General features: G+C 46.2%; 8 protein-coding genes. All 8 read left to right on the top strand.

Annotated elements, in window-relative coordinates:
* Positions 1-2: 2 nt before the first annotated feature.
* Positions 3-7,475: a phage tail tape measure protein gene (locus SELR_RS15130; RefSeq protein ID WP_014425989.1), complete on the top strand. Its 7,473-nt coding sequence runs from the start codon at positions 3-5 to the stop codon at positions 7,473-7,475.
* On the top strand, positions 7,475-8,176 hold the full coding sequence (locus tag SELR_RS15135; RefSeq protein ID WP_014425990.1) for a hypothetical protein: 702 nt from the start codon (positions 7,475-7,477) through the stop codon (positions 8,174-8,176). The genes SELR_RS15130 and SELR_RS15135 overlap by 1 nt, the downstream gene beginning before the upstream one ends.
* Positions 8,177-8,276: 100 nt before the next feature.
* Positions 8,277-8,693: a hypothetical protein gene (locus tag SELR_RS15140; protein WP_014425991.1), complete on the top strand. Its 417-nt coding sequence runs from the start codon at positions 8,277-8,279 to the stop codon at positions 8,691-8,693.
* Positions 8,687-9,478 (top strand): baseplate hub domain-containing protein, encoded by a 792-nt coding sequence (locus SELR_RS15145; RefSeq protein ID WP_014425992.1) that lies wholly within the window; start codon positions 8,687-8,689, stop codon positions 9,476-9,478. Before SELR_RS15140 ends, SELR_RS15145 begins: the two co-directional genes overlap by 7 nt.
* Positions 9,479-9,489: 11 nt before the next feature.
* Entirely contained in the window at positions 9,490-14,268 is a 4,779-nt protein-coding gene (locus SELR_RS15155; protein ID WP_014425993.1) for a phage tail protein, read from the top strand.
* On the top strand, positions 14,268-14,606 hold the full coding sequence (locus tag SELR_RS15160) for a hypothetical protein (RefSeq protein WP_014425994.1): 339 nt from the start codon (positions 14,268-14,270) through the stop codon (positions 14,604-14,606). The genes SELR_RS15155 and SELR_RS15160 overlap by 1 nt, the downstream gene beginning before the upstream one ends.
* Positions 14,607-15,422, top strand: coding sequence for a hypothetical protein (locus tag SELR_RS15165; protein ID WP_014425995.1), 816 nt, complete (start codon positions 14,607-14,609; stop codon positions 15,420-15,422).
* A gap of 136 nt (positions 15,423-15,558) precedes the next feature.
* Positions 15,559-20,643, top strand: coding sequence for a putative phage tail protein (locus tag SELR_RS18005; protein ID WP_014425996.1), 5,085 nt, complete (start codon positions 15,559-15,561; stop codon positions 20,641-20,643).
* Positions 20,644-20,671 lie beyond the last annotated feature (28 nt).

The following is a 20,671-nucleotide window of genomic DNA, read 5'->3' on the forward strand; positions in this document are numbered from 1 at the left end:
ATTTGGATAAAAACCAAGAACTACGGACAAATCTCGTGCTTGAGGCCAACTCTGCATTAACCGCAATCAGAGAGCTTTCCGATGGGCTGGACAAAATCAGCAAATTGAAGTTTGATAACGTAAAAAGCGGTTTCGATTCGCTGACCAAGGCTTTTCAGGCGGCTCAGAAAATGTCCTCTAAGGTGGCTAAGACTCAGGTAAAAGAGGAAGAAGAACTGCAGAACTTAATGCAAAAGCGAAAGAAAATTATCGCTGACATGATGAACCAGTTTTCAAAAGAAAAGACTGGCTTATCTGTAAAGGTCGATATGTCTGCCGCTCAAAAGGAACTGCAGAAAACCACCCGCATGGTTGCCGATATGTACGATGCACTGGGGCAAACGGGAAAAGCTAAAACCCTGATGGGCGAGGCTCTTAATGTTCTCGCGAAACTCAGTAATGGGGGAGCGAAAGGGATAGGTCTAGAGTCTGCAAAAAGAGAATACAAGGACTTTGAGCGACAACTCCAAGAAAACAAGGCCATGAGGGCTGAACTCGATCGACAGGTAGCCAACGGCATAGCCGAACAACACCGCCAAGAAGCTGTGAAAAAAGGGAAAGACCCGTATTCCGACCCGGTTTATGCAAATTCTGAGGCTGGCAAAAAGGCAAAAAAAATAAAAGACCAGCAAGAGGCCGAGGCCAAGGCCAAGGCGGAGCAGCAGAAAAAAGATACTGAAGCTCTGCAGAAATACCTCGAACAAAAAGAAAAGGCGTATGCAAGAGAGCTGGAAGCAGAAGCTGCGCTGGCTCGAAAACGCAAAGAAAATGAAAACCAACGGATTGAGGCCACCAAAAAACGCCAAGAGCTAAACAAGGATGAGTGGGCTGCTGTCCAAAAGGCTCTCGGGGAAAAGGAACGTGACCCACACCGTAACGACCTCTACAAAACCACTGGCACATATTATCCCGAAATGAATCGCAGGGAACGGTTATCGGCTACTCCGTCCGAAGCGGATGAGTTAGCTAAAATGCGAGCGGAGGACATCAATAATCGTCGTTTGGCCAGAGAATCGGCTGAGAAAAAACGTCAGGCACAAGCCGAGGAAAAGGCTGAGCTTGACAGAATGAAAGCCCAAGAGATTAACAACAATCGACTGGCTCGGGAGCGACTGGAACGAGAGCAACAACTTACCAATGCTAGGTTAGATAATGAGAAACGTGTTCAAGCTGAAATAAAGCAAAATGAAGACCGCATCAAAAAGAACCGCGCAGATGCTCAAAGCGGTTTTACGAAATATTTTAACCTTCAGGATAAGCTGGGTAAATTTACGAGAGATATAAACTTCCTTAGCGGGAAAGAAGTTTCCGAAACGAAAATGCACCAACTCCTCGAGGAAATGGAAAAAATTAGGCGCAAGGCGCTTGATATTGGTGCCACGGATATTGCCAGCAAGCTGACCAAAAACATGCTGAGTGGCGTTAAGGTAGTTACTGAGGCCGAAAAAGAGGCAGCTAGAGAGAAAAAGAAAGCTGACAATGAAGCTCAGAAACGCCTTAAAGAGCAAGCAAAACTCATAGAAGATATTGCAAAGCTCTGGAAGGACATTGAAAAATACCGAGGCGCAGATGGCCAGAGTTTGTCTAAAAAGGGCTATGACAATATGCTGGGCAGAATTAGCAACCTGCGTGACAGGGCAGTGGAGCAAGGTTTACATGGCGATGCAACATTACTGAACCCTTCCCTGCTGAACGGCGTAAACACAAAGCTGGGGCAGTTTAATAATCGCCTGTCCGAAGCGAAAGACAAAGCGCAACAGCTCTATATGAGGTTTCGAGAAACTGGCAAAGAGGCCGACAAATTGAACTTCTTGAAAGCCAAGGCAGACCTCAAAGAAATGAACAACCTCGCTGAGGATTTTGATCGAGCCATCAGCAAGGCTAGACGGCATGAGCTGACGCTGGGGAATATTGCTAAAAGGGCGCGAGAGTCTGCTAACTGGCAAATCGGTGGCCGAATCGAAAACACCGTCGTTGATTTTCCGAGCGAAGTTATCTCGTCTGTTAGTAAATATGAGCTGGCTATGGCTGGTATTGCACAGGTGTTGCCAAAAGTTGAAGAAGGGCAGTCTGCTGCTAACGCTCAATTCGGTAAATTTGCAGATATTGCCGCTCGTTATGGGCAGTCTCTCGATAGTGCTCTCGAATCGGCAAAATCAATAGGTAGAATGTATGGTCAGGCCGACGGAAACCACAACAAAGGAGCAGAGAATACCTCTCTTTTGACCGCACAAGCAATGAAAATGGCAACGGTCGACAACTTTGACCCCATTGAAGCTACTCGCGGTCTCGAGTCTGCGTTATCACAGTTTAACTTACAGACCGAGGACACTAACCTTTTGATGGAACGCTCGGGAAAAATCCTTGACGTTTGGACAAAGCTGGCACACAATTCGGGTGCTTCTGCTCAGGATTTGGTTCAAGGTGTAAACCAAGCAGGCGCGGCTGCTCATCAGTGTGGTGTGTCTTTCGAGACACTGAACTCGCTCGTGGCTGTGGGTATTCGCTCCACTGGCAAGACAGGCAACGAGATAGGCACGACTCTAAAAAGTATGTTCTCTTCTATCCTTTCCGATAAGAACATCAAAAGCATGGAGCAGTTTGGCGTTAGAGTGTACGACATTGGAGAAAACGGTAGCAGAAAACTTCGAGATATGAAGGATATTATTCTGGATATTTCTCGCGTTCTAAGTACTGGCGGCAAAGACGCCAAAGAACTCCGTGACTTTATGATGCCTATTGCTGGTGGTAAACAGCAGTATTCAAAAATCGATGCTATTCTTGCGAACTACAAAGAGTTACAGCGTACCATGGGAGAAGCTAGTGACTCTGCAGGTTTTACGGATAAGCAGTTGGAACTTCAGCTCAATACAATTTCTCGTAAGTGGGAAACCCTAAAAACTAATGTCTCTCACTGGTTTGCTAATAGCGGCGCGGATGGGTTGGCCAACGATCTGAAGTGGATTCTCGATACGCTAAATAGAATTGTAAATGCCGTTATGGACGCAGATACTCATTTTTATCAATGGGCAAAGTTGGGAGTTCAAATTGTTATCGCGTGGAAAGCTATCCCTGCTCTTATAAACATGGCGGCTCGTGCGGCTGGACGCTTTGCAGCTGCTAGTACGTTTAAGGGTGGAGCCTCTGCTGGAGTTGCTTCGTTAGGCAGTGGGTTAGCAACACAATTTAGCGCAGCAAAGTATGGCGAGATGAGAAAGCAATTACAAGCGGGAAATGTCCAAATTGCTAAGGCCAATAGCCTTATGACAATATGGAACGGCTTGATGACCAAAGGTGCTAGGGCATCTTCGGTTGCCGCTTTTGGGGTAAAATTGTTTTCCGGCGCGATAGGTACTCTTCGGGGAATAGTTGCCGCGTTAGGCGGCCCTATGGGGCTGGCGATTACGGCTGCGATGTTACTAAGTGAACAGTTCATAGCAAGTGCTAACGATGCGGAGGTTTTAAAAGAGAAGCAGGAAGATATAATTCAAAAATCTGAAGAAGTGGCTACCACCACCGCTCTAGAGCTGGAGAAGCACGATGAAGCCGCAAAAAAAGCGCAAGAGCTCGCAGACCAATACAATATGCTGGTTGATTCTTTGAACGCTTTAAAAGCCGCTGATGACGGTTCTGCTGAGTCTGCACAACGGCAAGCAGACGTTCGTAAACAAATGGGGGCGATTAGTGACGAGGTTCAACAAATACTCCATGCCAACGCTATTGAGTTCGACAAAGACGGAAAAATAAACAAAGACACCATTGAGAGCCTAGCTGAAGCCGATAAGGCTAAAACGATAGAGAAAATAGATAATGCTCAGTCTGAAATAACAGCAGAAAAAGACCGCCTTGATGCTAAAATCGAATCAGCAAAGATCATCTTGGAGGCTCAAAAGGCTGAAATCAACAGTACCTATGCCGTTGCGACTGCATATAAAGCTCTGTACGCCACCGTTACTGCCCTTGAAGGGTTGATGGCTGGTTTTGATTTCGGGATGCAAGGAGCTCTGGAGTCTACCATGATTGGTGGAGCTTCTCGTTTTGTTTTCGGTGATGCTAAAACAGATGAATGGATTGCGTCTTTTAAAAGCTCCGCTCAATCTCATGCTCAAAACTTTGCTAATAGGTTGGATTTTTTAAGCTCTGGCAAAAATATTCTTGCTCTGCAAAATGTAATTGAACAACAGAAAATTATAGACAGTCTCCAACCTCAAGTTGACCGTTTAAGTGACAGGTGGAATAGTCTTGAGGCCGTAAAGCGTGGAGTCGGATATGACCAAGATAAACATGAGTATTATGAGAAAAGGGAAGATATAGACACTTCCGGCAGAATCCCCGGTGGAGGCAAAGAGCATCCTCTGTCAGAAGCAGAGAAGAAGGCTGCTGCCAAAGAAGCCGCTAAGGCCAAACGCGAGGCTGCAAAAGCTGCTAGAGAACAGGCTAAACTTGAACGACAGAAAGAGATTGTCTCTTTCCGTAATGACGAGCCTATGGACTATGTAAATACTGTGTCTAAAGAAACTGGCGCTCTTACTATCGGTCAGTTACTGTCGTTTGCGGCGGCTCTTAATGGTCATAACGACCCGTGGAAGGTTCATGCGGACTATTTCTCCGATAAGAATATTTTCAAGGTTCCCGAGGCACTGACAAACCAATATGCCGATGGAAAGACCGATGAGGAGTCTCGTTTTTGGGCGTTCTCTAAATGGTTACAGAATAACCAGGCGCGATTTGGCGGATATGAAGGGGCACTTGAGGCTTATTACAAAACTATCCATCCGCAAACCAGTGATGAGGAACTGAAGCGTAAGGCAGAGGCGTGGATGAACGAGGGCGAGTATTTCGACTCCAAACACGATTACAACAAAAACAAATCTGTGCTGACTCATCATAGTGCCTATGGTACTGGCTATGCAAGCGGGGACGTTATTACTGGCTCCCAGTATGACGATTATATTAACCGCATGGCCGAGCGGTATGGTGTCGATAAGGTGCTGGCTCATCAAATCGCAGAACGAGAATCAACGCATGGTCAATATTCCAGTAATGTAATGCAGGTTGAATCCGCGACAGGTAGAGAAATGGGCTTCTCCGATATGAGTGACCCTTTCCAGTCTATCGAGGCCGGACTCAAATATTTTGCGAAGATGTTAAACGACAACAACGGCAACATCGAAGCGGCGCTTAGGGCGTACAATGGCGGCGGAGACCCGAACTATGTTGAAAATGTTTTGAAGCACAAATATACTCCTGTAGGTGTAACAGGCAATAGTTCTATTTGGGATAAGGCGGCAGAACATCTTAGCGACCAAGGACTTTTGGACTACGGAGCCGGGGCAGAAAACCTCGGTCTGCAATGCGCTGCCTTTGTTTCCAAGGTGCTTGTAGAGGCCGGGGTAAAAGGACTTAACTCTATCAATGTAGACGAATTGGCCAGACAGGCTGATGCGCAGGGGCTTTATCATTCGGCAGACAGTGGCTACCAACCACAAAAGGGCGATATTTACATTTGGGGACATCACACTGGATTTGCTGATGGACAAGGTAACTATATAGCCCGTAACTCCACTGAGGGGGTTCACTTCGGGAATGAGCTTGACTACCGGGCAAATTTTGGCGGTCTTAGGGGATATATCTCCACTGGCTCTGCACTTGGTGGCAGCAGCAAGCAAGCGGCTTTCCAATGGAAAAATAGCGAGTCGGATGGACAGCCTACTTTATTGAATTGGAGACCAAACCAGCAAAATGTTGTACAGAATTGGTATGAACGCCAGCAAGACCTGTTTAAACTTCAAGAACAAGAAGTAAAAATGCTAGAAGATGCTGGTCAAATGGCCGAGTCAATCAAAGAGCAGTCTCAAACGGCTAGAGACAAAGCTAATACGCAGGCTACTTATCTTGCGATTACAAAGCGGAATGTGCTAGAAGCCTATAAACTGTTCATTAAGAAAATGTCTGAGGACAGTGATGTACAGGCTGCGTTGAAGCGGAATGGCACGACCATTACCAATATTTCTCCTTCCGATATGGATGACCTTATCCAGCGCATGAAAAATGCCAAAAAGAACACCGAGGAGCTGGAGCGATTGTGGAAGGTTGTCAAAGAGTTTAAGTTCGACTCTAACGGCAACAGTACAAAGCTACAAGAAATTGACCTCAACGAAAAGCAACAGCGAATCGAAGCGGCAAAAGCATCCGGGTATATGACACCCCAAGAGGAAGAAGATTATGCTCTGAACTCGTTGGACTTGTGGTATCAGCAAGAATCCAGCGGCAAAATATTCCAAGACCCTCGCATGGAAGAGGAATATCACAGACAAAGAGCCACTGTTTATCAGACACGGCTGGAACGTCTGCAGGTAGAAGCTGAAAAGGCTGACGAGGATGCCCCAGCTGTCAAGGAGGAATTACGTCAAAAGGTATTAGCTGCCAAGAACAATGTTGACAGTAAAGAAGCCGCTCTCCATAACGCCAGTACGCCAGAGGAAATCGCAAAGGCCAAAAAGGAACTTGACGAAGCGCAAAATGCACTTGACCTGCAGAGCGAAACGTGGCGAAATGTTGAGCAACACGGCACCGATGCGCAGCGCAAAATTGCGCAGGAAACGTCAAAGACAATAGCCAACCTAAACAAAGAAACTAAGGCCGCCGACAAAGTGGGTACGGAGATAAAGCAGAAAATTGGTAATGGTATAAAAACCATGTTCTCCGATGTGCTTATCGAGGGTAATAACTTCAAGGACGCATGGAAAAACCTTTGGACAGATATAGGCAAGTTTGCACTTGACCGTCTGTTGGAAATCCAAATGTCGAAATGGTTCACCCCAATCGGCAAAGCCACAGGTGGCTCTGTTAAGGCTGGTGCCACTGGTGGCATGGTTACTAATCTCTCCGGCATTGCTCGTTTTGCCAACGGTGGTTATACTTATACAAATGGCCTGATCCAAGGGGCAGGGACAGGGACTTCCGACAGTATCCTGACATACCTTGCGCACAGAGGACAGTTCATCGCTACCTCCAACGGCGAATACATCATCAAAAAATCCTCGGTAGACAAGCTGGGTGTTGGTTTCCTCGACACGTTGAACAATAACCCTGAAGCAATCGGGGCATTGAACGGCCTTAAACGATACGCCAACGGCGGCAACCTCGGGGAGTCTTATGCGCCTTCTATGAGTCTGAAAGGAATCAACGGCTATAAGACCTTCAACAAGTCCAATATGGAAAAGCAAATGAGTTTCTCTACCCGAAAAATGGAAACGCTTCTGCAGGGACTCCGGCAAGACGTACAGGATGGCAACAAGTCTGATGGTTCGGTCGCACAGCCGATTATCCTGAACACGCAAGCTGACAGCGCATCCGTGATGAAAGCTATTGCAAAGAACCCGAGAGCATTACAGGCCATCTTGGGGAATAACCAGCGAAGGGGGTTTAGATAATGGAGGATTTACAGACTTTTAAACTGAACCCCAAAGGGCAGGTAAAGATTTCCCTCGCATGGGCACCGAAACGGACTGATTTTATGTCAGGCAAATCCCAGTTCCAACGCAGGAGAATTAACGCAAAAAAAGCCTACTCGTTCACGGTCTGCGGAGGTCGCAAGGATTATGACTACCTGATGGAGTTTTATAATTCCCACTTCGGACAGTTAAAGCCCTTCTACTTCGACTATGACGGCAAGACGGAAAAGGTTTATTTTGGCTCGGCTCTGCAGGTAAAAATCAAAAGGGAGGTCGGCAAGATCGTCGGCTTCTCTGCTAATATTTCACTGGACATTGACAAGCGCGGAAAAATCGACAAGATTACACCGTCAGAAAGCGATGTACTCCCAAAGGCAACCCCGGCTGTTACCTATTCTTCCGATTGGAATACAAAGGTGTATAGCAGCTCCCCAGCGGTCAATCGCCGTAAAGAGTACAACAAGCCTCGGGAGAAACTGTCTGTCAAATTCAAGGGGCTGAAGAAAGAACGTGACAGGGTCATTGATCTGTATGAGTCCCATGCCGATTTACCGTGCCTATTCCCTTTCGATGGAAAAAAGGTAAAAGTGCGACTCCCCGACTCCATAACCATCACAGATTACAGGGAGGTCAAGAAAATTGTTGGCTATGAGTGCCAAATGGATTTAGAAATAGTGTAAGGATCAAGGCTCGTTTCCGATATGGAGGCGAGTCTTTTTTTGTTTTCGCCTGTTTTTTATGTCGATATTCACCATGAGTAAAATATAGAGGAGTGTTTAAATGAGTTTTGACACAGATAAATATATAGGAATCGTGCATCGAACCAACGGTGACACCTTCAAGGAGTGCGACTGTGTGGGGCTTGCCCGATTGTTTTATAGAGAAAATGGCTGGCCGGAGACCTTTTGGGATGACGGCGAACCAATAACCCATGAAAACTTCAACACAGGAGCGACGTGGAAGCGCTTATTAAGATACCTCAATGGACATATGGAAAAAACCAAGGACATAAATTCCTTGCGATATGGGGCGTGTGTGGTGTTCGTTGTCAACGGGGACATGCACTTAGGCGTATATGTTGGAAAAGGTATGGTGCTGGCTATGGCCGTGCCTGTCAAAGAAGGAAAAAGCACGTCGACACTCTATCATAAGCGTGTATGGGCTTTGGCGTTCAAAAGGGGGTATAACCGATGTTAGTTTTACCTGTAAGCATGAAAGAGGCTGCGTCTAGTGGCAATCCGTTTTTTATCGAGTTATATATCATCACTCTGCGTACCGCAACGCTGTTTTTAGCAGCAGCAGACGAGGACATAGAGTTTGCTGGACAGAAATATATCGCCGTACCTATCAAGAGGGACGAGTTGAATAGGTCTCTGGACAGTATAACCAATGATTGCTCCTTGGAGGTCTCGGACTGCTCTGATGACCTTTTGCGATACCTTCTTAGCGGCTACGATTTTAGATCCTGCCGTTGCAATATTATTCGCATCCAATACCCTGACAGTTTGGAGGACGAAACAAACTTCTCTTGGGTGTTCTCGGGCGAGATTGATGAGCCGTCTTTTTCCGATGGGGTATTTACCTGCAAGGTTGTTCGGGAGTTCCCACAGATACAAGTCCCTTCGCGGGATTTTAGATTGGCCTGTAACAGCGAGTTTGGCGATGAAGATTGCCGTATGGACATAGGCAAAGAGCAGCTGACTGTAACCAAGGTCACTCCGAATACACTGCGCCTTCCCAATTCTTATGACAAGAATTACTGGAAGCACGGCACGATTACGATGGAGGGTGAGTCGCGAACCATCACCAAGTCAGACGGCAACGAGATAACCATTAACCTGAACTTCCTGCAAGAGTTTTCTTCACGTTCTGCGGAGCTGGTAAGGGGTTGCGACAAAACCAAAACCATGTGCCAAAAATACAAGAACATGATGCATTTCAGCGGATTCCCCGCGATTCCGTTTGAAAATGTTTATAGATAGGTGGTGAGAGATTGAATTTTGATGCAAAAAACACCATATCGGACGAAAGATTTGCAGAAGAACTTTTAAAACCTTTTGTTCCCGGAGAGTTTAAAATCGACCTCCAGTTGTTTGGTAAGTCCAAAGGTAAGACTGTGGGTAAGATTTTGATTACGGCTGCAGCATTCGCTTTTGGTGCTGGCCATGTGGGCATGAAGCTGTTTGGTGTAACCAAGTCATTGGTTGGCGGCATTATGGCATCTTCCTTGGTTGGCTCGATTTGGATGATGGCTTCCTCTCGAAAAATGAACCAAAGTAGCCCTTCTATTCAGCGATTCGACAAAGCTCAAGAGAGCATGAGTAGCACGGCTCAAATCCCGGTTGTGTATGGTATGCGTAAAATTAGCGGAAATCAGACGTACCATGAAACCAACGCGAAACAGAACACCCTTCATAAACACGTTGTCCTTTGTGAAGGTGGCATCGAGGGCATTGTGTCTGTGTGTGCCAATGATTTGCTTATCCCGACCGGAGAGCAAGTTAAAGGCACTGTTTTTACAATTCAAAACGTCAAGTATGAGGACGCACAAGCATGGAAAGACGGGAAAAACTTGCACCTGTATGCCAACGGAAAGGACGAGGTTATTTATCTGTGTAACAAGAAAGACGCAGACAAGTCTGACACGTTTTATGAATGGCAAGCAAGCACTAGCTCTTTGATTTCGTATATCAACCGTATGCGCATGGGCTGGCAGGCGTTTCCTTATGCAACGTCCTCAAAGTACCCGGGAGACCTGAAAGTTGAAACTCCTCAGCGTGAGCGGAGAGTTACCATTGGTACTTCCGAGGATTGCGATGAAAAAATATCAAAAGACCAGTTGACCACTTATGAAAATTTGTGGAATGGGAGCTATAAGGTTTCTTTTGGTGAAGGTTCTGTCGGTGTTGCGATTGGCAGGTCTATTTTAAAGAAAAAGTATCACATCACGGGGCGTTTGTCCGATGAGGTCTTTTATCGGGATGAGACATATTATGACCGTGGCTGCTACATGAATCCCCTTAGCGTAACTGCTAGCACCGTAACAGGCGGCACAAAATATACCTTTCACGATTGCGAAGCTCCCGATAACTACGAGGAGGTCGGCGGTTATCCGCATATGGCGTGGCTGGACATGACATTCCAGACTTCCAACGAGTTGAACGGCAATCCGTCTGTGGACTGTATCGTCAAAGGGCGCAAGGTTTATGACCCCCGCTCAAAAACAACCGCATACAGTAATAACCCAGCCTTATGTGTGTTAGACTTTCTCACTAACAGGCGATATGGTTTAGGCGAGTGGGTAACAGAGGCTGACATTGACATTGATTCCTTTATTGAAGCTGCGAATTACTGCGATGAGGAAATCACGGTCTACGATGCTGACGATACTCCGTTGAGGTCTAAGCGTTATGAGCTGAACATGATTGTTGACGAAAGGCAAGACGCTTCTCAGTGGCTTCAGGATATGTTGGCGAATTTCTGTGCATGGCTTGTAATATCCAAGGATAAAATCAAGCTGATGGTGGAGCAAGAATCTCCTGTCGTTCACAAGTTCGACGATGACAGTATTACCAGTATGACCATCACACCGATCAAAGCTAGCGATGTTCCTAATCATTATGAGATTTCCTTGTGTAATCCTGAATCGAACTGGCGCGTAATTCAGGTTGTCTGTGACGATTATGCTGACCAAAAGCAACGAGGGAAAGTAATTTCCAAGACTGTTGAACTTAGTGGCGTAACTTCGCAGTCCCAAGCCCTCCGATTGGCAAGATTTTACAGTGACTATAACCTGAGCTGTCCTATCGTGGTCAGCTTTACCACTGGCATTGAGGCTATGGCACTGGAGCCGGGGGATGTAATCTCTGTTTCTTATCGGGATGCCTTAAAAGACATGCCTGTACGCATATCGGAAATCAGGGAAACGGACGAGAACGAGTTTGAAATAACGGCGCGGCAGTATAACGGCGATATATACAGTGACGAACTCGGCGGCGGAATACAGACAAAGAGCTACACCATTGCAAAAGACATATCCGACGAGGACTCTCCTTATTTTGTATTGACCAATGTCACGAACCTCAAGGCAATATCCCAACATCGAAAAAAAGAAGATGGCACAGTCGCATACGACATAGTTGTTTCCTTCGATCTGCCAACTCAGTATACGGTAAAATCCGCCAATGTCTATTATAAGCAAAACAACGCCCCTGTGAGCGAATCAGGCGTTATCCCAGAGGGGGTTGCTGCAGACGAGATAGGGTATCAATCGGAGTGGCGATGTGCGGGAGAATCTACTGGAACACTCAAAATCCCCAATGCGAAAATAGGCGATGTGTATAAAATCCGAGTGGCCACCATAAGTAAAAGCGGGAAAGAACAGGACATCGAAGACTGCCCCGAGGTGTTGTGCAGGGTTACTGCGAGAGAAACAATTCCCTCTCAACCGTATAATCTGACCTTTGATTTTACGAACGACTTTAGCTTTTCATGGAGCGACGTAGTGGATTCAGATGTGGTTTATTACGAACTGCGTTCTGACACCAATAAAGGGAACCCAGTCGGTCTACTTGTAAAAACTGCTGCTCCTACTGCCACTGTGAAGCTGACCAGCAGGTCTGGTAAGGCTTATGTATATGCAGTTAACCAGCAAGGAAAATACAGCTATCCTGCAGAATGTGAGTGGAACTACCCGAAGCCCGAAGCTCCCGACAAGATTACATTTAGTGAAACTCCCCGGGGTGTGCGAATCACTACACCGTTCTTCCCTGCAGGGATAAAAAAGGCAAGGCTTTACATTACGGGGGCGTCGTCTTCCGATGTGATTGACACTTTAAATCCTGTGTATGATTTCAAGGGGTCTCCGTCTGTCTACTCTATTAGAGCGTGTTGGATTGACCTAATCGGAGAAGGATATGTTTCCCAGGAGTATTCGTTTACGGTAAATCCCACGTTCAACCCTGACTGGATAGCCGATGGGAGCATGTCACTGGAAAAGATGGACGGTGTTATCAAAGGCGCTGTTAAGGACGCTCAAGACTCCGTTCCTCGCTTGAAAGAGATTACAGAAAACATTGACTCCATTGGAGTTGACATAACCGGTATCAACACCAGCATAGAAGGAATCAGCACAGACATAACCGGTATCAACACCAACATAGAGGGAATTAACACCAATATTCTAAGCATTGAGGGGAATATAACGGAGCTGAAGAAGGCTGACGGCGAAATAACTGCTACTATCACCAAAACAAATACTGAAACGCAGGAAAAATTTGCCAGTCAGCTGACACAGAAGGCCGAATCCATCATGGCCACTGTTGCAGCCAATAAAAAAGACCAAGAGTCAGAAGACGCTGCTCTTGCGTCACAAATCAAGCAAACGGCTGATAACATTAGTTCTGCGGTTGAAAAGAAAATCAGCGGTGTGAGAACTGACCTCTCTAAGTTAGACCAGAAGGCCGAATCCATCATGGCCACTGTTACCAAAAACAAAAACGAACAGGCCAAGACAAATGAAGACCTGGCTTCTCAAATTTCGCAAACGGCAGAAAGTATCAGTGCTACTGTCGAGACAAAAATAAAGGGCGTAACCAGCGATATTTCCAAAGTAGACCAAAAGGCTGACGGTATCAGTGCCACGGTCGCTGCTAACAAGAAGGCACAGGATACTAAGAACGCTGAGCTGACTTCTCAAATCAAGCAGTCTGCCGATTCGGTAACTTCTGCTGTCCAAAAGAAGATTGACGGTGTTGTAGGTGACATCTCAAAAGTAAGTCAACGTGCTGATTCCATAGAGTCTACTGTCTCCAAGAACAAAAAGGATTTCGACGAACAGCTGGCCAGTCAGCTCAAGCAAACGTCAGACTCTATCCTTTCGACGGTCGCTGCTAACAAGAAGGCACAGGATACTAAGAACGCTGAGCTGACTTCTCAAATCAAGCAGTCTGCCGATTCGGTAACTTCTGCTGTCCAAAAGAAGATTGACGGACTTACTTCCGATATTTCCAAAGTAGACCAAAAGGCTGACGGTATCAGTACCACTGTACAGAACCGCTTAGACGGCGAGGTCAACCCTAAAACTGGAAAGCGCGAAGGCGGCATAGTTGCTAGTATTTCCAAAGTAGACCAAAAAGCTGATGGGATTAGCTCCACTGTACAAAAGAACAAGAAAGATACCGATTCGGAAATATCCCAAATAAAGCAAACCGCAAGCGCTCTTAGCACAACAGTGCAAACCAATAAGACGAACACAGACAAAAGCATATCGGGGTTATCGTCAACAATCACTCAGCAGGCCAATTCAATCACTGCTATTGTTACGAACCTCGGCAAATCGCCTACAGCAAGCGGATATAGCGCCCTGACTCAGCTTCAAAATGGTATTAATGCGCGTGTAGTCAAAACGGATTTCAACGGCAAAAACATCATCAACCAAATCAACCTCACGGAAAAAGGTACAACCATTGATGGCCAATATCTGCATATTACAGGAACTACTCAAATCGAAAAAGATGTTATTGTGGGGGGCATGATAAAAGCCGGTTCAATTTCTACGCAAAAAATAGCCGCCGAGGCTGTTACATCTGACAAAATATCGTCAAGAGCTATTACTGCTGACAAATTGAATGTTAGCTCTTTATCAGCTATTAGCGCCAATATTGGTACGTTAAGAACAAAAGAAAGCGGTGCTCGTGTTGAAATTAGTAACAACTTAATACAGGTGTTTGATGAAAACGATAGATTGCGTGTTAAATTGGGGGTATGGTGATGCCAGCGGGATTGTCTGTTTTTGACGATAAAGGAAATAGTCGCCTGTGTTCGTCAAACTTTATTTTTAATGAAATAGGTACATTTGTGGCACAACACGGCCTCCCCCAAGAGATTACCGACGATAGAATTATAGGAAAAAGGATTGCATGTTTTATAAAGTCCGTTGAGCAGATACAAGACGGCGCGTATATATCTTATGCTTATCCAAATGGCATATCCATTGACAACAACAAAATACAATGGAGTTATAATGGTAATTTCAGCTACGACAAACGCGCAGGTCTTTCCGAATCGTATAAAATTTATAGAGTTATTTATTCTTATGGGTGGTATTGAATGAGCACATACTTAGAAGTAAAAAACGATCTTGACATCGTACAGGTAGATGATACTCATAAAACTTTAAAAATAATCAGAGAGGGAACGCTGTCTGCCTCTTATTCTCGAGGAGAAATGTGCGGCTTTGCCTTAGAGGAAAATGAGTGTTTTGCTGTTTTTGCTGTTGCGTCAGGAGTGCTGTTGTGTGTCTCTCCCTTAATTTACGATGGCAAGTTGGTATACTACGTGTCAAGCGATGGCGCCCCAATATCATATAAGACAATAGGGTATTTGTGCTCATCCGATAAAATGCTTCACGGGGCCGGCATAGAGGTATACACCGATAAGGGCGAATTGACTTATAGTTCTTTTTTCAAGTCAATGAATTATGTCTTATATAAAAACATCCCCCCTAGTTCTAAAATATGGTCAGGGACAGGACGTGACACCCCAGAGTCAAAGGCACAATCTCGACTGATAGATAATGGCAATTATTGGGAAAGCTACGCTTACAATGGGCAATCTCCTTTTGTCTTACCGCAGTCTATTCCCTGTGTTCACAGTGGCTCTATAAACCCATTTTATACAGGGTGGCAAGGGGCTAACCCCAACTATGGAGCATTTACCTGTGGAGGCTTTCGTTTTACCGATAGAAACAAAATCGAAATTCTTTCTCCTCTCATTGAGTTTGGCGCTCAAAAAATAATCGGAGTTGGCGATTTTAGTCAGCTCACTTACAGAGATTACCATTCTGGAAGTGGAATGAACGAGGTAAACCATTATAGCGGGGCTATGGCAATATACTATGATTTTCATATTTTTGAACCCATATAGTAAGGAGTGATTTGTTATTTACAATCAGGGATTTCAATTCTTAGAGCAAAGAGATTCTGACGATACTATCCAGCGGGAAGGCGTCGTTTCTAAAAAAAGCCCATTTAGTACATCAGATAACAAAGGTATTTATGATGTGATTGCGGAAAATTTGCGCTGGTTGAAAGATACACTGGATAGCGTAAGCAATTCGGATGAGCTTTCTGCCATCCGTGATGACATTCAAAACATGTATAACGACATGAGAACCAATGAGAAATTCGGTTCGATTGAAGCTACGGAACAGGCTAAGATTGCTACGGAACAGGCCAGCGTTGCAACAGAAAAGGCTGTCGAAGCGGCTCAGGCTTTGTCCGATATGAAAGCGGAAACATCGTCTGTGGCCGACAATATGCGGGTAATCAAAAACAACATCGCAGACATAAAGAAATATCTTGAAGAAATTGCGGCATTGCAAAAGGACGTTGCGGATAATGCTCAGGTCGCCACCAATCATGCTGGGGTTGCAAAAACCAAAGCAGCTGAGGCTGCTGTCTCCGAGACCAATGCAAAAAATTCTGCGGATAACGCATCTTTGTCTGAAGCTAATGCGAAAACGTCTGAAAACAAGGCTCTTGCTAGTGAAAAGGCAGCCAAAACTTCCGAGACCAATGCTAAAGCCTCCGAAACGGCTAGTAAAGCCAGTGAAACCAACGCAAAAAACTCTGAAACGGCTAGTAAGGCTAGCGAAACGGCCAGCTCCTCCAGTGCGTCTGCGGCCAAAACTTCCGAGACCAATGCTAAAGCCTCTGAAACGGCTAGTAAAGCCAGTGAAACGGCGGCTAAAGCATCCGAGGCCAACGCTAAAGCCAGCGAACAGGCAGCAAGTGCCAGCGAGAGCAAGTCAAAAACCAGTGAGGCTAATGCGCGAAACGCCGAGGCCGGGGCCAAAACATCCGAAACTAACGCAAAAAACTCCGAAACGGCTAGTAAGGCTAGCGAGAAAGCGGCTAAGACCAGCGAAGAAAACGCCCAAAAATGGAGCGAGGGCACGCCTGATAGCACTATAGACAGTGACGGCAATGTGATTAATCATTATTCCTCTAAGCACCATGCAGAGCAGTCTACCTTGAGTGCAAGTGAAGCTAAGGCTTCTGCAACCAACGCCAAAACGGCGGAGGCCAACGCCAAAAGCCATGAGCAAAAATCACTGGAATATAGAGATAGCGCTGGAATGCAAGCAAAAAACGCAAAAGATAGCGCAAAAAACGCAAAAGATAGTGAAACCAACGCCAAGGAATACGAGTCGAAGTCTAAGGAGCATAGAGATGATGCTATGAACTGGGCTGAAGGTTCTATCCCCGACTCCGTGGACGAAAACGGCAATCCTGTAAAACATTGCTCTGCCAAACATTATGCTGAAAGCGCTAACGACTGCTCCGACAAGGCAAAAGCCAGTGAGACGCAGGCTAAAGCCTCCGAAACAAAAGCGGCGGCATCAGAGTCCAGCGCCAAAAAAAGCGAGACTAATTCCAAAACATCCGAGACCAACGCAAAAAACTCCGAAGCAAAAGCGCGGAGCTGGGCAGAATCTTCCGATGTCGTGGAAACAGAAACGGTGTCTGGTGAAACTATTAACCACTATTCCTCTAAACATTATGCTCTTGAGGCCGAGAAGTCTTATAATAGCGCGTCTGCAAGTGAAACGGCTGCACAGTCCTCTATGAACAAATCGAAAGAGTATATGGAGAAAGCGGCAAAATCCGAGACTAACGCAAAGGCCAGCGAAAATCTTGTAAAAGGTTATTCCGATAGTGCCACTGCTTCGGCAAACACTGCTAGCGAACAGGCTTCCGCTGCCAAGACTTCCGAGACTAATGCGGCAAACAGCGCAAGTTTAGCAAAAAAATGGGCTATGTCTGATACATCTCCAGACGGAGGGTTCGACGCTGTTGGGACTGGTGGTAAAACGCAATCAGCAAAAACATGGGCGACTCAAGCCAAGGAACAGGCTGTATCGGCAACAAACAAAGCCGCAGAAGCGTCCGAATATACCAAAACGGTAAAAGACGTACTAAAGCAAGCGCAAAGTATTCAGGCCACAATCGCCTCATCAAAAAGCGCAATGGAGTCATTAGCAGAACAAACTAAAAATGCTCTTTCTGAGTCAAAATCCATTCGGGACAGCCTCTCCGACGTGGTGAAATACAAGGGGTCTGTCGAAAATTACTCCGATTTGCCGAAGGAAAATAATAAAATTGGCGACATGTATAACGTAAAAAACGCCGACAAAGCCAATGGTTGTAATGCCGGGGACAATGTTGTCTGGAACGGCACTGGCTGGGATAACCTGGGGGGCTTTATTGATGTTGATGACATTCTGAACGGTGGTAAAAATGCCAAGCTCGGTGAAGTAATAGCAACGTCTTTTACTGGTAAACTTATCGGCAACGCCGATACAGCTACCACGGCTGACAGTGCAAAGTCGGTCGCATGGGCAAATGTAAGCGGAAAACCAACCTCTATGCCCGCAAACGGCGGTACTGCTGACAGAGCGTTAAAAGCTGACGTATGTACAGGCAACGCGGCCAGTGCTTCGAGTGTCGCGTGGGCTAATGTATCAGGTAAGCCTACTTCGTTCACCCCTGCTTCTCATAACCACGATTCTTCTTACCCATCAACAACTGGAACAAGAGCAAGCGGAACGTGGGAAATTAGTATCACAGGTAAAGCGGCTACTGCTGGAACAGCCGACACCGCAACCGCATTGAAAATGAACGAGGGGACAAATGATAAATATCGCCCTGTTTGGTTTGAAGATGGTGTCACAAAATATAGAACGAATTATAACGACAAATTCCAATACAATCCCGCAACTGATTCTCTAAAAGTCGGTAGTATCACAGGTAAAGCGGCTACTGCTGGCACTGCCGACTCAGCTAAAGCTGTAGCGTGGGGCAATGTTAGTGGTAAACCGAGCACTTATCCTGCAACGGCACATAACCATGATAGTTCTTATCCGTCTACCACAGGAACAAGAGCAACAGGCACTTGGGGAATTTCCATCAGTGGCAAGGCAGCTACGGCTGGCACGGCCGATGTGGCGAACAGTGTCTCTTGGGCTAATGTGTCAGGTAAGCCATCCTCTATGGCCGCAAATGGAGGCACATCGTCTTATACCAACAACATCAATATAACCCGAGGAAACGAAATTGTTCTGAATAAAAACGGTCAGAATGACGGAGGAGACTACTGGTTTGGCTATAGAAACGATGGAGCAACAAAAGCAACAACAAGTTATATATTTGGCGACGGACTTGCAAAAGGCGGTTTAGCTAACCTCAAAGCAAAAACCTTTATTGGTAGTCTGCAGGGCAACGCGACCAGCGCCTCTAGTGTCGCATGGGGGAACGTAACGGGTAAGCCGTCCTCTTTCACGCCAGCTTCTCACAACCATGACGGCAGTTATCCCTCGAAAACAGGCTCGGGCGCATCGGGGACATGGGGTATCAATGTAACCGGTTCGGCTGGCTCTGTGGCTTGGGGTAACGTGAGCGGTAGACCGAGCAGCCTTCCTGCGAACGGCGGTACATCCGATGTGGCAAACAAAATCGCTGGCACTTACTCTGGTAGCGGTGGCTGTCAAGGGCCGGGGTATTATGGCCGGTATCGTGCAGGATTTCTTATGTCCAACCAGTCAATTAATGGTGATAGCAGCTATAAGAACTGGCTCTATATGGACAACTACGGCAGTGATGATGCTGGTGGTACGTCTGCAATCGGCGTTTCTCGGGCAGCAGCAAGAGCCTTTATTATGTCTTCCGATAAGAACCGCACGTCATGGAACTGGTCAGCAGAACTTCTGAGCACGGCAAACTATAATAGCTACGCTCCTACGAAAACAGGCTCGGGCGCATCGGGGACTTGGGGTATCAGTATCAGTGGCAAAGCCGCTACGGCTGGCACTGCTGATAAAGCTAATGCTGTCGCATGGGGAGCTGTGTCTGACAAACCAGCGACTGCCACAAGGTGGCCGAGCTGGGGAGAAGTAACAGGAAAGCCTTCTACTTATACCCCCTCTAGCCATACCCACGCATGGAGTCAAGTAACAGGCGCTCCTGCAACTGCCACAAGATGGCCTAGCTGGTCGGAGGTAACAGGAAAGCCATCTGTAATGACTACAGGTGGTGGCACTTTTACAGGAAATATTGTAGTTCCCACGGCAAGCTCCTCTTGGAGGGACGGACGCACAAAAGCAGCTATTCGCACGACAAGCATAAATGGTTATACGCCTGTTCTTTCTGCGAAAACAACCAATGGCTCTTGGGACTACGGTGTGTACGATGGGAATATTGCTCATTTCACATATTTCACTGACGATAACTATAACAAAAATAACAACACACAAACGGTCGATGTTCAACTGAAGCCAAACGGTGAGGTGCAAGCTCCTGCTTTTAGAGGTCGTTTGTATGGCACAGCGGATGCCGCTAACAGCGTCGCTTGGGCTAACGTATCGGGAAAACCCAGCACCTTTACTCCAGCTAGCCACACCCACGCATGGTCGCAAGTCACAGGCGCTCCTGCTACTGCTACGCGGTGGCCTTCATGGGGCGAGGTGACCGGAAAACCTAGCTCGTTTACACCAGCGTCACATAATCAGGCATGGAGTACGATTACAGATAAACCAGCACAGGCTACAAGATGGCCGAGTTGGAGTGAAGTTACCGGCAAGCCTACGTCTCTCCCCGCTAATGGTGGCAACGCTGACAGTGTAGGCGGTGTAACACTTAATGACCTTTATCGCACACTTTCAGGAAGAAAAAGACCCCAGATGACTGATATCTTAAAAACAATAGTGAAGTCTAGCTTCAGCGGCACAAATGTAACACCAGGAACGCAAACAGATGCGAAGCATGTACAAACTGACAGCGGGAGAAATATAGTTTATTATACAAACTGGAATCACATCCAGCTGACGCAGCCTTTCACGAATTTTGATAAGATATTGATTATAACAAGTAATGGTGGTGATTACGGTCAGCATGTATTGTGGGAAAGCTGGGAATTGGCACACGCAATCAGCTGGCATTATCGATTTGCGTTATTGAAAGACACGAACATATATTGGTGGTGCTGGGGGGCACAAGGAACAAACCACCCACATAGTGATACTACTAACTTCTATTGTCAAAACAGCAATATCAATATTTCGGGAATATTCGGCATAAACTATGCATAAATCAATTCGTATGCAGACTAAATCTATG

This window comes from Selenomonas ruminantium subsp. lactilytica TAM6421 (assembly GCF_000284095.1).
Taxonomy (GTDB): Bacteria; Bacillota; Negativicutes; order Selenomonadales; family Selenomonadaceae; genus Selenomonas_A; species Selenomonas_A lactilytica.